Raw genomic sequence first — 13,534 nt, 5'->3', positions numbered from 1 at the left:
GCCGCCTCCGGTCTTCTCGCCTATCCCCCTGTCGCCTGCGGTCGCACGAAAATCGTCTCCTGGACAACCTGCCAGCGTTCGTCCTCGCGCACGAGATGAATGGCAAGGACGAAGGTTTCGGGCCGGCCCCTCAATTCCATCTTTCTCGTCACGATCACAAATCCTGCCTCGTCCTTCGCTTCGATGTGGCGGAATTCCGCCCAGCGGTTCAGAGGATCGAGCCCGGCGTCGCGTCTTTGCTGGAACATCTCCATATTGCGCGCCCTGTCGAGCACCTGGGCATTGCCGTCCTCATCGACGATAAAAATTTTGAGATCCCGGTGATACAGCCTTTCGAGTTCCTCGAGATTGTAGGTGCTGCCGCTTTCGATCAGGTGCTCGATGGCTTCCCGGACCTGGCTGGCTGGATTTCCGTTGCTGGTCATTGCGAACCTCCTTTTTGGGGAGGTGATGGTTGCCCCACTGTCTCTAGGGTCATTGTCAAGCGGGTTCAGCCAGAATGATCCGCCCCTTGCAGTGCTTGACCTTGACCTTAAGGTTACGTTTCTAAAGTCCTTCCCAAAACGGAGGTGAAAGATGCGGATCGGCGAGCTGTCGCAATTGACCGGTGCGAGCCAGCGTTCCCTGAGACTCTACGAAGCCAGGGGATTGATACACGCTGAACGCTCGGCGAATGGCTACCGCGCATTCCCGCCTCAGGCGGTCGAACGCGTGAGATTTATACAGGGTCTTCTTGGCTGCGGGTTTTCTACCCGTGAGATCAGGGCGTTTCTGCCGTGTTTCGAGGGTGGTGCTTCAGATGCGCCCTGTGCCGCGGGCCGCAAGCGCTTTCTGAGAAAGCTGTCGCAGATCGAAACCCTGCTCAGCGAGCTCGAACAGCGGCGGCAGGCCCTCCTTTCCCGTGTCGAACGCATGGACACGGTGGGCGCCGGCGCGACGTTGCAGGATTTTGCGGAACAGGATCGCTCCGAAAGCCTGGCCGGATAGGTCTTCCGATACCGGGCTCACGTCCCCGGCCACGGAGGGAAGGAACGTGAGCGCGCCGCCCTCGAGCGAGGGCGCGCGCTGACGCTGGCGCAAACACTCACCAGCGCGTCGGCGCGCCGCCACAGAACAAAGCCAATCACAAAATGACCATGGTCATTGTCTATGGTCATTTTGGCTTTTATATTTGTCTCGAAGGCAGGCGGAGCATCAAGATGACGGTTCAGGTGTCCAAATCCCGCTTCAAGGCGCGTGCGCTTGAATATTTCCGCAAAGTCGAAAAGACCGGCGAGCCTCTTATCGTGACCGATCATGGCAAGCCGACACTCGAGATCCGCCCCCTCGAAAGGAAGGCCGATGCGCAGGCGGCACTGAAGCGGCTCAAAGGTTCGGTGACATCCTATCAGCGCCCGTTCGATCCCGTGGATGACGCCGACTGGGACGTGCTGGGTTGATCGGCATCGACACACATGTGCTTGTATGGTGGGCCAATGGCGATGCCGAGAAGCTGAGCGCGGCTGCAGGTGCGGCCCTGGGGGAAGCTCTGGCGAGCGGAAAGATCTTCATCTCGTCCATCACGGCATGGGAGATCGCCATGCTCGTCGCACGCGGGCGTCTGGGCCTGACCGAGGATGTCCGCCATTGGCTCGATATTGTCGCCGAATTAAACGCGGTCGAATTTGTGCCGATCGACAATGAGATCGCGGTGCTGAGTACCCGCATTGGCGATGATTTTCACCGCGATCCCGCTGATCGTTTCATAGTGGCCACCTGTCAGAAGTTCGCTGTGCCCCTTGTGACGGCTGATGAAAAGATCAGGCGCTACCCGCGCATTGCGACCATCTGGTAAACTGCCGTATCACCAGCGCGTCGGTTCTCCCGGCGCAGCGGGTTCGATGGCGAGTGCGTGTACGGGGTCCTTGAGCTCTTCTGCAAGCAGTTCGTTGACCGCGCGGTGCCGCTCGACGCGGCTCATGCCGGCAAAGGCTTCTGCGACAATCCGCACACGAAAATGCGTCTCGCCGGTTCCGTCGAAATGCTCCTGATGGCCCGCGTGCAGGTGGCTTTCATTGATCACGGCAAGCCGCTCCGGCGAAAATGCGCTGGTCAGCTTGCTTTCTATCGTTGACTGGATGGACAATCGCGTCTCCTCACACCATATGGGGGACATCCCCAAATTCACGTTCGATTCAAGCGCTAGGTCGAACTTTGGCCAAAAGTCAATTCTTGTATCCCGGCGCTGAGCGGCCATACTTCCACACTGATTTGGTGACACGCAGTCCGATATGAAACCCTACTCGAAATATTTCGAGAAAATTCGCATTCGACCCGACCCGCAGGCGGAGGCGAAATCTCGCGCGCCACGCTGCCAGTGGGATGGCTGCGATGAGCCTGGCATGCATCGTGCGCCCGTAGGGCGTCACGCGGAGGGGCAGTATTTCCGCTTCTGCGTCGATCACGCACGGCAATACAACAAGGGTTACAACTACTTCTCGGGTCTCAGCGACACGGAAGTCGCGCGCTACCAGAAGGAAGCGCTGACCGGGCATCGCCCCACCTGGAAGATGGGCGGCAGCAGCGAGACGCGTGCAGCGGCCGATTTCTCGACCTATCGCTCCGGCCGCGCTGCCTATCACAACCGCATGGGCGACCCGTTCAACATGTTCGGCGAGCAGCAGGCCGCGCGCAAGCCGCGCGAAAAGCGGCTGAAGCCGCTTGAGGCCAAGGCGCTGGAAACACTGGGCCTGGGGGCACAAGCGACTGGCGAACAGATCAAGTCGCGGTATAAGGATCTGGTGAAGCAGCACCATCCCGATGCGAATGGTGGCGACCGGGGTTCTGAAGACCGGCTCAGAAGCGTGCTTGAAGCATACCGTCTGTTGAAACAGGCGGGTTTCTGTTAAAGCGGGCGTCTGATAAGACGCGTTGAACAAAGTCTGATGAGACGCTCCGGAAAAACGAACAGTTCAAGCGATGCAGGCACGGGCCTGGCCGCTGGAGGCATGATGAACAAGATTGACCGCGATATCGCCAATTTGCCCGACACGACCGTTTCGGTGAAAGACACGTTCGGCTTTGAGTCCGACATGGTTGTGCCGGCCTATTCCGTGGCCGATTCCCACGTGCCGGATGTCGATCCCGACTATCTGTTCGACAAGCAGACGACGCTCGCCATTCTGGCCGGTTTCGCCCACAATCGCCGCGTGATGGTTTCCGGCTATCACGGCACCGGCAAGTCCACTCATATCGAGCAGGTTGCAGCCCGTCTCAACTGGCCCTGCGTCCGCATCAACCTCGACAGCCATGTCAGCCGTATCGACCTCGTCGGCAAGGACGCCATCGTGGTCAAGGAAGGCAAGCAGATCACCGAGTTCAAGGACGGCATCCTGCCCTGGGCCTACCAGCACAATGTCGCGCTCGTCTTCGACGAGTATGACGCCGGTCGCCCGGATGTCATGTTCGTCATCCAGCGCGTGCTGGAATCGTCGGGCCGCCTGACCCTGCTCGACCAGAGCCGCGTCATTCGTCCGCATCCTGCCTTCCGCCTGTTCGCCACTGCCAACACGGTCGGCCTCGGCGACACGACCGGCCTCTATCACGGCACGCAGCAGATCAACCAGGCGCAGATGGACCGCTGGTCCATCGTCACCACGCTCAACTATCTGCCGCATGACGATGAAGTCGCCATCGTTCAGGCCAAGAACAAGCACTTCCAGAACGAGAAGGGCCGCGAGACGATCTCGCGCATGGTTCGCGTTGCCGATTTGACGCGCTCGGCATTCATGAATGGCGACCTGTCGACCGTCATGAGCCCGCGTACGGTGATCATGTGGGCTGAAAACGCCGAGATCTTCGGCGATGTCGGCTTCGCCTTCCGCCTGACCTTCCTGAACAAGTGCGACGAACTGGAGCGGGCGCTTGTCGCCGAGTTCTACCAGCGCGCTTTTGGCGAGGAACTGCCGGAGAGCGCTGCCAACGTTGCGCTGAGCTAAAGCATTTTGCAGTCAGGTGGAAACACCTGACGTCCGCAGAAATGCGGAAAAACACACAGTTCCAGGAGGAACGGATGCGTTACCAGGGTGGATGTCATTGCGGCGCCGTGCGCTATAGCGCCGATGTCGATCTCAAGAATCCGATCACCTGCAATTGCTCCTATTGCAGCAAGCGCGGCAGCATTCTCGCCTTTACGCCGCTCGACAATTTCACTCTGGAAAAGGGCGATGACAGCCTGACGGAGTATCGCTTCAACACCAACACGATCGAGCATCTCTTCTGCTCAAGCTGCGGTATGGAATCCTTCGCGCGGGGCGCGATGCCGGACGGCACGAAAATGGCGGCGGTGAATGTACGCTGCCTCGACGGTGTCGACCTCAACGGTCTCAAGCCGCAGGAATATGACGGCCGCGCCCGCTGAGCCGATCGCGAGAAAAGACGACCCGTGAGCCAGACCAACCGAAAGCCCGGACAACCCGCCGATGCACCGCTCGACCCGTTCAAGCGGGCCACCACTGCCTGCATGCGCGCCGTTGCCGGCGATCACGAGCTGGAGGTGTCCTTCTCCAAGGACAAGCCATCGCTCACGGGCAGCCGCGCCCGGCTTCCGGATCTGCCCAAGCGGGTGAGCGCCGAGGCGCTCACCGTCACGCGCGGCATTGGCGATTCCATGGCGCTGCGCCGTGCCTGCCACGACATCGACCTGCATCGTCGCCTTGCGCCGGAAGGCAATGAGGCGCGCGCTATTTATGACGCCGTCGAGCAGGCGCGCGTCGAGGCCATCGGTTCGCGCGCCATGCAGGGCATGGGCGACAACATTGCCGCCATGCTGCAGGACAAATATGAGCGCGCCAACCTCGCCGACGTGACCGAAAGGGCCGATGCGCCGCTTGAGGAGGCCATCGCGCTGATGGTGCGCGAAAAGCTGACCGGTCGCCCTGCGCCGAAGAGCGGCGAAAAGCTCGTGTCGCTCTGGCGCGACTGGGTCGAGGACAAGGCGGCGGCCGACATCGACGCGCTTGCCAGCCAGATCGACGATCAGAACGGATTTGCCCGTGCCGTGCGCGATCTTCTCTCCTCCATCGACCTTGGCGAGGACCTTGCCGAGGAAGAGCAGACCGAGGAAAGCGAAGAAGACAGCGACTCACCCGAGGCCCAGGAACAGGCCGAGCAGAACGAAGAGGATGATTCCGGCGGCGAAGAGAGCGAGGGTGAGGAGTCCAGCGGCGAGAGCGAGGACACCGAGACCGGCGAGAGCGAAGCCGGCGATACCACCGCCGACGATGTTTCCGAGGATGACGAACTCGATTCGGAAACGCCGGGAGAGGCGCGCCGTCCCGACAGCCCGTTCGACCAGGCCGCCCGCGATATCGACTACAAGGTTTTCACCACCGAGTTCGACGAGACCATCGGTGCCGAAGAGCTTTGCGACGAAGAGGAGCTCGACCGCCTGCGCGCCTTCCTCGACAAGCAGCTTGCCAATCTGCAGGGCGTGGTCGGGCGTCTCGCCAACCGTTTGCAGCGCCGCCTGATGGCCCAGCAGAACCGCTCCTGGGATTTCGATCTGGAAGAGGGCGTGCTCGATACGGCGCGGCTCGTGCGCCTGGTCATCGATCCCATGCAGCCGCTCTCCTTCAAGCAGGAGCGCGACACCAATTTCCGCGACACGGTGGTAACGCTGGTGCTCGACAATTCGGGCTCCATGCGCGGCCGGCCGATCACGGTGGCCGCCACCTGCGCCGACATTCTGGCCCGCACGCTGGAGCGTTGCGGCGTGCGCGTCGAGATCCTCGGCTTCACCACGCGTGCGTGGAAGGGCGGGCAGGCGCGCGAGAAATGGCTCAAGGAAGGCAAGCCTGCCAATCCCGGCCGTTTGAACGATCTGCGCCACATTATCTACAAGAGCGCCGATGCGCCCTGGCGCCGCGCGCGGCGCAATCTCGGCCTGATGATGCGCGAAGGGCTCCTGAAGGAAAACATCGACGGCGAGGCGCTGTTGTGGGCGCACCAGCGCCTGATGGCGCGGCCCGAGCAGCGCAAGATCATGATGATGATTTCCGATGGTGCGCCGGTCGACGATTCCACCCTGTCGGTCAATCCCGGCAATTATCTGGAGCGGCATCTGCGCGGGGTCATCGATCTGATCGAGACCCGCTCGCCGGTCGAGCTTCTCGCCATCGGCATCGGCCACGACGTCACGCGCTACTACCGCCGCGCCGTCACCATTGTCGATGCCGAGGAACTGGCCGGCGCCATGACCGAGCAGCTTGCCTCGCTCTTCGAGGAAGAGGGCGCGCGCCGCGGCGGCGCGATGCGGCGTGCGGGCTAGAGCGTCTGACCGAAACGCGGAAACCGGTTTTCGGTCATTCCGATGCTCTATCACGCGCGTCGATCGTCCTTTGTGCGCCCGGACTGGCGCACGGCCATCCAATCCGTCTCCTTCTAGGCGCCTGCTTCCTGTCTGGCTCGAGCGATCTTTCGGTTTGACAGTGCAGGGCGCGCGCCTACACAGCCCTCATGGCGCGCACCTACGCAGCCCTTATGGTGAGCGCCCACACAGCCCTCATGGTGAGCCTGTCGAACCACGGGGGCGGGGCGAGGGGCTGCCGCACAGCCTGCGCCTCTTCCTTATGGCACTGCTCTTTGCCCTCTCTGCACCGGCCACAGCTCAGGAACCGGCCATTTCCATGGCGGTCAATGCGGTGCCCATCCGCCATTTTGCCGTCGGTTCTCACGACACGCGTTTCGGACCGCTGGAGTTTGTCGGCGGTCTTTCCATGACCTCGCCGGTCGATCATTTCGGGGCGTTTTCGTCCTTCCGTTTCATCTCGCCTGGCACTGAGTTCATCGGCGTTTCCGACACCGGTTTCTGGTTTTTCGGGACTGTGACCCGGGATGCCGAGGGGCGTCCGTCCGGCTTTGCCGAGTTCTCCATGCAGCCCATGGTCGATGGCGATGGCAACTCCACCCGCGAGAAATGGACCACCGATGCCGAAGGCATCGCCGTCAAGGGCGAACTGGCGACGGTGAGCTTCGAGCGCGTTCAGCGCATTGCCGAGTTCGAGATCGAGCGCGATGCCATGGGGGCTGCCATCCGCGATCTGGACTATCTCGTTCCGCGAGAGGAGTTGCGCAGCAATCGCGGCTTCGAAACCATCGCCTATGCGCCATCGGGCGGGCGGCTGGACGGGGCGCGTGTCGTTGTTGCCGAGCGCAGCATCGATGAGGATGGCAATTGCTTTGCCGCCATTCTCGAAGGGCCGATGAAGGGCGTCTTCACCGTCGCACGTTCAGAAGGCTTCGACATTACCGATGGCGCGTTTCTGCCCGATGGCGATCTGCTTCTGCTGGAGCGCCGCTTCACCTTCGCCAGCGGTGTGGCCATGCGCATTCGCCGGATCGATAGCGCAACCATTGCGCCGGGCAGGGTGGCCGACGGCCCGGTGCTCTTCACCGCCGGCATGGATCATCAGATCGACAATATGGAAGCGCTCGATGTCTGGCAGCGCGCCGATGGCGCGACCATGGTCTCGCTCATGTCCGACGACAACCACTCGCTGCTGCAGCGCAATCTCTATCTGGAGTTTCGGCTGCTTGGGGAGTGAGTGGCGCCCTATGGGACCAAGCACCCTCGCCCTTCGACAAGCTCAGGATGAGGGTTACTTGAGCGTCGCCGCACCAAGCAACTGCTGAAACAAGCGAGCCTATCAACAGCCCTCATCCTGAGCTTGTCGAAGGGCGAGGGCGCCTGGCTCAGCCCTCTCAACCGCCGCGCTTAGCCAGCGTTGCCACTTCGTCCACCGCCTGACCATTCGCGCTGAGCACCACGCCAAACAGCGCCTCGGCCTCGTCCGCCGTGAAATATCCCAGCGCCACATCGCGCAAAACCTTTTCCGGCGCGCGCTTCAGTGGATCGCCATAGCCGCCGCCGCCGGGCGTGCCGACACAAACCCGGTCACCGGCTTTCAGCGGAATATCCTGTTCCTTGGAAAGATGCGGCGGCACATGGGCTTTTCCATCGCGCCACACCGTCACCTCGTTCACCCTACCGTCCCTGCCGCCGAGCACGCCCTGCGGGCCGGTGCGACCGTGATCCATCACGAAGGAGGCGCGGGCATCGCCACGCAGAAGCTCCACCTCATAGGAAAGGCCGAACCCGCCGCGATGCTCGCCGGCACCGCCCGAGCCCTCGCGCAGCGCATAGCGCCGATAGAGCACGGGAAAGGCCTGCTCCATCACCTCCACGGGAGGCGATTTCGAGATGCCGATGGTGGAGCAGCCATTGGTCAGCCCGTCATGGTCGGCATTGCCGCCATAGCCGCCGCCGGAAATCTGGTACATCACGAAATCGCGGCCACGCGCCGGGTCATGCCCGCCAAGCGCGAAATTGCCGCTGGAACCCGCCGGTGCCGCGGTCACCTTTTCCGGCAGCGCCTTCACCATGGCCGCGAACACGGCCTCCGCAATGCGCTGCGAGACCTCCGCCGCACAGCCCGAGACAGGACGCGGATAGCGCGCATCAAGAAACGTGCCCTCCGGCCGATTGATGATCAGCGGCTCGAACGCGCCGGCGCTGAGCGGCACTTCGGGGAAGATGTGGCGCATCGCCAGATAGACGGAGGAAAGCGTTGTGGCGAGCACGCTGTTCATCGGCCCCATGCAGGGCGGGCTCGATCCTTCGAAATCGAAGGTCAGCGTGTCGCCCTTCTTTTCGATGGCAAGCGCGATGGTCAGCGGTTCGTCCACCACGCCGTCGGAATCCACGAAAGCTTCGCCGCGATAAACCCCGTCGGGGATCGGCGCGATCAGCGCGCGCATCTGTGTCGCCGCGCGGGTGCGCAGTTCGGCAATGGCCTGCCGCACCGTCTCGTCACCATAGCGGTCGAGCACCTGCGCTAGCCGCTCGGCACCCACTTCCAGCGCCGCGCCCTGCGCGCGGATGTCACCGATGCGCTGGTCGGCAACGCGGATGTTGGAGCAGATGATCGCGTAGATTTCAGGATCCAGTTCGCCCTTCTTGAAAAGCTTCACCGGCGGCAGGCGCAGCCCTTCCTGTTCCACCGCCGTGGCGGAAGCGGAAAAGCCGCCCGGAACCGCGCCGCCAATGTCCGGCCAGTGCCCGGTGTTGGAGAGCCAGCAGAAGATTTTCCCATCGCGCCACACGGGCATGGCGAAGCGCACATCCATGAGATGCGTGCCGCCGAGATACGGGTCGTTGACGATGTAGATGTCGCCGGGCTCGGGCGCAGCCGTCTCGCCGCCCGCGATGCGCTCGATGAGCGTGCGCGTGGAATACTGCATCACGCCGACAAAGACCGGCAGACCGGCCGAGCCCTGCGCGATCAGCGCGCCGTCTTCGGCGGCGTAGATGCCGTCCGAACGGTCGTTTGCCTCGGCGATGACGGGAGAGAAGGCGGCGCGCGAGAAGGTCAGGTCCATCTCGTCGCACACCTGCTGGAGCGCGGCCTGAATGACGGAAAGCGTGATGGCGTCGAGGGCGGGGGTGTTCGTGTCGGTCATCCGTGCCTCCCTTTTGCGTTGACGCCATGCCCCTCATCCCCCTGCCGGGACCTTCTCCCCGCAGGCAGGGAGAAGGAGGCTTGCATCGGCGTTGCGGCCATCGTCCTTCTCCCCGTGAACGGGGAGAAGGGTGCGCAGCACGCAGGCGGATGAGGGGCTGGCTCTGCGTTCATCGGCCCGCTCCCACCGTGATGATGATGTTCCCATCGGCATCGGATGCCGCCCGGTCGCCGGGTTCGATCACCGTTGTCGTGTCGAGCTGTTCGAGGATCGCCGGCCCCTCGATCACCGCATCGAGCGGCAGTTTTTCGCGGGCATAGACCGGCGTGTCGTGCCAGTCCCCGGAAAACCAGACCCGCCGCCGCTCGTTCAGCGCCTCGGCAAGCGTCGCCACACGCCCGGCCGGGTCGATCAGGCTGGCAAGGTCGATATCCGCGCGCACGCCGATCACCGAGGTGTTGAGATTGACGAGATTGGCGCGGATCTCCGGCAGGCGCACCTTGAAGCGTTTGTAATAGGCGTCCTCAAAAAGCGTCTGCAGCGTATCGCGATCAACCTCGGGGCCGGGCAGCGGCACATTGATGAGATGTGTCTGGCCGACAAACTGCATGTCCGCCGTGTGCACGCACTCAATGCGCTCCGGCTGCACTGTCTCTTCCGCGATCAGCGCCTCGCCCTCGGCGCGCTGCTCTTCGAGCACGCTTTTGACCAGCGCCACGTCGAGGCTCGCGACAGGCCGGTTCACCGTGCGCACAAAATCGTGCCGCAGATCGGCCACCACGCAGCCAAGCGCATTGGTGATGCCGGGGCGCGCCGGCACCATCACACGCGGAATGCCCAGTTCACGGGCAAGGGCTGCCGCGTGCAGCGGTCCTGCGCCGCCGAACGCGAACAGCGCAAAGTCGCGCGGGTCGTGCCCCTTGCCGAGCGAAACCATGCGGATCGCGCCCGCCATCTTGATGTTGGCGATCTGCAGCATCGCTCCCGCCGCTTCCACGCCGGAAAGCCCGAGACGGCTTCCAAGCCTTTTTGCAAAGATCGCCTCCACATCGGAAACGGAAACCGGGTTGTCGACGGAGAGAAGTTTTTTCGAGTTTAGCCGGCCAAGCAGGAGATTGGCATCGGAGATGGTCGGCTCCATGCCGCCTCGGCCATAGCAGATCGGGCCGGGCTTTGCACCCGCGCTCTGCGGCCCCACTTCCAGAAGCCCCGCATCGTTGACGCGCGCGATCGAGCCGCCGCCGGCACCGACTGTATGCACGTCCACCATCGGCACGTGGATCGGCATGGCATACTCCACCTCGATCTCGTTGGAGACGGCAGGCCGCGCCCCGCGCACCAGCGCCACATCGGTGGACGTGCCGCCCATATCGTAGGTGATGAGATTGTCGACGCCCGCCCGCCGCGCGGTGAAGGCTGCCGCCATCACGCCCGAGGCCGGGCCGGACATCACCGTCTTGGCGGCCTCACGGGCCACATGGGCGGCGGAGATCATGCCGCCATTTCCGTTCATCACCAGAAAGTCGCGCGCATAGCCGAGGCCCTGCAACTCGTTCGAAAGCCGGGCAATGTAGCGCTCCAGGATCGGCTGCACCGAGGCGTTGACCGCGGCCGTCACGCCGCGCTCGAACTCGCGTGCTTCCGACAGAAGTGCATGTCCAGTGGTGATGTAATTGTTGGGCCAGATCTCGGCGGCGATTTCGGCGGCGCGCTTTTCGTGCGCCGGGTTCGCATAGGCATGCAGGAAGTGGATCACCAGTGAAACGCAGCCCTGATCGAGCAGCGCCTTCACCGCCGCGCGCACGCCATCCTCATCGAGCGGTGTGAGCACGTTTCCGGCGGCGTCCATGCGCTCATCCACCTCGAGCCGCAGATTGCGCGGTACCACCGGAATGAAGGTTCCTGTCATGCCATAGGCCTGTGGCCGTGTGCGCCGCCCAAGCTCGATAATGTCGCGGAAGCCGGCGGTGGTGATCATGCCTGTTCTGGCAAGCTGCCGCTCAAGCACCGCATTGGTCGTGGTGGTCGTGCCATGCACGATCAGGCCGATCTCGGAGGCCGGAACCTCGGTCTCGCGTATCGCGTTGACCACGCCAAAAGCCTGGTTTTCGATGGTGGTCGGGGTCTTGGCGACCCGCACCCGAGGCCCCATATCCGACCCTTCGCGTGTGTCGATCAGGATCAGGTCAGTGAAGGTGCCGCCCACATCGATGCCGGCGACCACAGAACCCGAATTAATGCCTTTTTTCTCATTCATTGGGAAAATCCAGAATGCGAAACCTTTTTTGACCCGACGATATGAAATAGGTGTCGAACGCTCGAAACTTGACGTCAAATTCATTTGTATACTAATAATCTCGGTAGGCAAGAGCCGCCATTAATGCCGTGATTTGAGTTTGCGTCCGCACCCGAAACAGGCATAGAGACTTCCGATCGAACGAGGAAAGTACCGATGGACAGCGCTGCGCTCCGCGAAACCGAGGCCGAAAAGACCACCGAATTCCCGATTCCCGCCGGCTGTTTTGCCGAGCGTGTGACGTCGGTGAAGCATTATACGGACAATCTGTTCGCCTTCCGCATCACGCGGCCGCAGAGCTTCCGTTTCCGCTCCGGCGAGTTCGTGATGATCGGCCTGCCCAATGCGGAAAAGCCGGTGTTTCGCGCCTATTCCATCGCCAGCCCCGCCTGGGACGAGGAGGTGGAGTTCTTCTCCATCAAGGTGCCGGATGGTCCGTTGACCCAGCATCTGCAGAAAATCCAGCCCGGCGACACGGTGCTCATGCGCCAGAAGTCCACCGGCACGCTGGTCAACGATGCGCTGACGCCGGCGAAAAACCTCTACATGATCTCCACCGGCACGGGTATCGCGCCTTTCGCGAGCCTGATCCGCGATCCGGAGACCTATGAGAAGTTCGACAACATCATTCTCACCCACACCTGCCGCGACGTGGCCGAGCTCGACTACGGCAAGGAACTGGTGACCGCTCTCAGGGACGATCCGCTGATCGGCGAACTGGTCGAGGGCCGCCTGACCCATTTCACCTCCACCACGCGCGAAACCTCGCCCGTCATGGGCCGCATCACGACGCTGATCGAGAATGGCGACCTGTTCAAGGCGCTCGGCACCGAGCCCTTCGACCGCGAGAATGACCGCGTCATGATCTGTGGCTCCATGGCCATGCTCAAGGATGTGAAGGCGCTGGTCGAGAAGGCGGGCCTCAAGGAAGGCTCCAACGCCGAGCCGGCCGATTTCGTCGTCGAGCGCGCTTTCGTCGGCTGAGGTCGTGTTCAGGGCAGGGCGTCTCGGCTCCATTGCCATGCGTCCCGGTTGGCGCTTCGCCCGGTCGGGATGAAGCTCTTCGCATGATCGCACCACATCTTTGCCCCTTCGCCTCCTGAACCTGCCGAACGGATAGGGGTTCCCACCCCGGCCCGCACCTTCGTTATCCTCGGGCCCGACCCGAGGATCCATGCCGCAACACCGGGGATAAACCGCCGCCCTTCAAGGCGAAACACACTTTTTCTCACTTCTACCCCGTCACCACCGCAAAGGCATGGCTCCCATGGTCAAGCCATAGGATGACGACGTTGGCGAAGCGCGTTCCCTACTCGCTATTCGCTACTCCCTATTCGCTCTTTTCTCCCCCACCCCCAAAACCTCCACTACACTTCCCCCCATCGCCCCTGTCGGGAACCGGGTCCGGAGCCGGGGATCAGGAGGGGCGACGGCAGCCTCCCCCTCGGGTTCGGTGACCCGAGGCCTGTGAGGGCCCGCGAAAGGCCGGCGGCCGGCATCTTGCCGGTTGCGGAAAAGCCGCTAGGGCGACGTTCGCCCGAGTGACCGGTCGGCAGTCGGGACAGCGGCCGGCGGGGCGCGCTTTTCGCGCCACTTACTTCACAACAGAGAGGCACGAAAAACGCGCCCCGTTTCCCGAACGATACAAACCCCGGCGGAAAACCCCGCGCGGCAACGAAGGAGCCTGTCTTGAAATGCCCGCGCCACACACCCCTCTGTCCTGCCGGACATCTCCCCCTC

General features: G+C 62.7%; 13 protein-coding genes. 9 read left to right on the top strand and 4 right to left on the bottom strand.

Annotated elements, in window-relative coordinates; translation table 11 throughout:
* Nucleotides 1-20 precede the first annotated feature (20 nt).
* Nucleotides 21-425, bottom strand: coding sequence for a nuclear transport factor 2 family protein (locus KUG85_RS12385; protein WP_223005452.1), 405 nt, complete (start codon nucleotides 423-425; stop codon nucleotides 21-23).
* Between the two features lie 151 nt (nucleotides 426-576).
* Here KUG85_RS12385 and KUG85_RS12380 point away from each other — a divergent pair, with 151 nt between their 5' ends.
* The 3 genes from KUG85_RS12380 to KUG85_RS12370 all read left to right on the top strand — a co-directional run bounded on the left by KUG85_RS12380 (nucleotide 577) and on the right by KUG85_RS12370 (nucleotide 1,834).
* Nucleotides 577-987, top strand: coding sequence for a MerR family transcriptional regulator (locus KUG85_RS12380; RefSeq protein WP_223005451.1), 411 nt, complete (start codon nucleotides 577-579; stop codon nucleotides 985-987).
* Nucleotides 988-1,199: 212 nt separating this feature from the next.
* Nucleotides 1,200-1,439: a type II toxin-antitoxin system Phd/YefM family antitoxin gene (locus tag KUG85_RS12375; protein ID WP_065817129.1), complete on the top strand. Its 240-nt coding sequence runs from the start codon at nucleotides 1,200-1,202 to the stop codon at nucleotides 1,437-1,439.
* Nucleotides 1,436-1,834, top strand: coding sequence for a type II toxin-antitoxin system VapC family toxin (locus KUG85_RS12370; RefSeq protein ID WP_223005450.1), 399 nt, complete (start codon nucleotides 1,436-1,438; stop codon nucleotides 1,832-1,834). Before KUG85_RS12375 ends, KUG85_RS12370 begins: the two co-directional genes overlap by 4 nt.
* A 9-nt stretch (nucleotides 1,835-1,843) precedes the next feature.
* Here KUG85_RS12370 and KUG85_RS12365 read toward each other — a convergent pair whose 3' ends face one another.
* Complete coding sequence (locus KUG85_RS12365) at nucleotides 1,844-2,125, bottom strand: BolA family protein (protein WP_025029548.1); 282 nt, start codon at nucleotides 2,123-2,125, stop codon at nucleotides 1,844-1,846.
* A 145-nt stretch (nucleotides 2,126-2,270) separates the two neighbouring features.
* Between KUG85_RS12365 and KUG85_RS12360 the strand changes: the two genes are divergently transcribed.
* From KUG85_RS12360 to KUG85_RS12340, 5 genes are all read left to right on the top strand, one after another.
* On the top strand, nucleotides 2,271-2,888 hold the full coding sequence (locus KUG85_RS12360) for a J domain-containing protein (protein ID WP_065817059.1): 618 nt from the start codon (nucleotides 2,271-2,273) through the stop codon (nucleotides 2,886-2,888).
* Between the two features lie 102 nt (nucleotides 2,889-2,990).
* The gene (gene cobS / locus KUG85_RS12355) at nucleotides 2,991-3,977 is read left to right on the top strand and encodes a cobaltochelatase subunit CobS (protein ID WP_223005449.1); all 987 of its coding nucleotides are present in this window, start codon (nucleotides 2,991-2,993) and stop codon (nucleotides 3,975-3,977) included.
* A gap of 74 nt (nucleotides 3,978-4,051) precedes the next feature.
* Nucleotides 4,052-4,399, top strand: coding sequence for a GFA family protein (locus tag KUG85_RS12350; protein WP_223005448.1), 348 nt, complete (start codon nucleotides 4,052-4,054; stop codon nucleotides 4,397-4,399).
* A gap of 24 nt (nucleotides 4,400-4,423) precedes the next feature.
* The gene (gene cobT / locus KUG85_RS12345; RefSeq protein ID WP_223005447.1) at nucleotides 4,424-6,307 is read left to right on the top strand and encodes a cobaltochelatase subunit CobT; all 1,884 of its coding nucleotides are present in this window, start codon (nucleotides 4,424-4,426) and stop codon (nucleotides 6,305-6,307) included.
* A gap of 301 nt (nucleotides 6,308-6,608) precedes the next feature.
* Complete coding sequence (locus tag KUG85_RS12340; RefSeq protein WP_223005446.1) at nucleotides 6,609-7,583, top strand: esterase-like activity of phytase family protein; 975 nt, start codon at nucleotides 6,609-6,611, stop codon at nucleotides 7,581-7,583.
* A 157-nt stretch (nucleotides 7,584-7,740) separates the two neighbouring features.
* On the opposite strand, the gene KUG85_RS12335 is transcribed toward KUG85_RS12340, so the two are convergent.
* Both KUG85_RS12335 and KUG85_RS12330 read right to left on the bottom strand, forming a co-directional pair.
* Entirely contained in the window at nucleotides 7,741-9,498 is a 1,758-nt protein-coding gene (locus KUG85_RS12335) for a hydantoinase B/oxoprolinase family protein (RefSeq protein ID WP_223005445.1), read from the bottom strand.
* Between the two features lie 169 nt (nucleotides 9,499-9,667).
* The gene (locus KUG85_RS12330) at nucleotides 9,668-11,755 is read right to left on the bottom strand and encodes a hydantoinase/oxoprolinase family protein (RefSeq protein WP_223005444.1); all 2,088 of its coding nucleotides are present in this window, start codon (nucleotides 11,753-11,755) and stop codon (nucleotides 9,668-9,670) included.
* Nucleotides 11,756-11,950: 195 nt separating this feature from the next.
* Between KUG85_RS12330 and KUG85_RS12325 the strand changes: the two genes are divergently transcribed.
* Nucleotides 11,951-12,778: a ferredoxin--NADP reductase gene (locus KUG85_RS12325; RefSeq protein WP_223005443.1), complete on the top strand. Its 828-nt coding sequence runs from the start codon at nucleotides 11,951-11,953 to the stop codon at nucleotides 12,776-12,778.
* The last annotated feature ends 756 nt before the right edge of the window (nucleotides 12,779-13,534 follow it).

Origin of the sequence: Nitratireductor rhodophyticola, assembly GCF_019891355.1 — a bacterium.
Lineage (GTDB): Bacteria > Pseudomonadota > Alphaproteobacteria > Rhizobiales > Rhizobiaceae > Nitratireductor > Nitratireductor rhodophyticola.
The sequence above is the reverse complement of the archived record's forward strand: the minus strand, read 5'-3'. Positions and strand labels throughout refer to the sequence as shown.

What these genes read in the sequence shown, in the direction of transcription:
- KUG85_RS12385 (WP_223005452.1), bottom strand. Translation starts at nt 425, where the DNA reads ATGACCAGCAACGGAAATCCAGCCAGCCAGGTCCGGGAAGCCATCGAG.
- KUG85_RS12380 (WP_223005451.1), top strand. Translation starts at nt 577, where the DNA reads ATGCGGATCGGCGAGCTGTCGCAATTGACCGGTGCGAGCCAGCGTTCC.
- KUG85_RS12375 (WP_065817129.1), top strand. Translation starts at nt 1,200, where the DNA reads ATGACGGTTCAGGTGTCCAAATCCCGCTTCAAGGCGCGTGCGCTTGAA.
- KUG85_RS12360 (WP_065817059.1), top strand. Translation starts at nt 2,271, where the DNA reads ATGAAACCCTACTCGAAATATTTCGAGAAAATTCGCATTCGACCCGAC.
- cobS (WP_223005449.1), top strand. Translation starts at nt 2,991, where the DNA reads ATGAACAAGATTGACCGCGATATCGCCAATTTGCCCGACACGACCGTT.
- KUG85_RS12350 (WP_223005448.1), top strand. Translation starts at nt 4,052, where the DNA reads ATGCGTTACCAGGGTGGATGTCATTGCGGCGCCGTGCGCTATAGCGCC.
- KUG85_RS12340 (WP_223005446.1), top strand. Translation starts at nt 6,609, where the DNA reads ATGGCACTGCTCTTTGCCCTCTCTGCACCGGCCACAGCTCAGGAACCG.
- KUG85_RS12335 (WP_223005445.1), bottom strand. Translation starts at nt 9,498, where the DNA reads ATGACCGACACGAACACCCCCGCCCTCGACGCCATCACGCTTTCCGTC.
- KUG85_RS12330 (WP_223005444.1), bottom strand. Translation starts at nt 11,755, where the DNA reads ATGAATGAGAAAAAAGGCATTAATTCGGGTTCTGTGGTCGCCGGCATC.
- KUG85_RS12325 (WP_223005443.1), top strand. Translation starts at nt 11,951, where the DNA reads ATGGACAGCGCTGCGCTCCGCGAAACCGAGGCCGAAAAGACCACCGAA.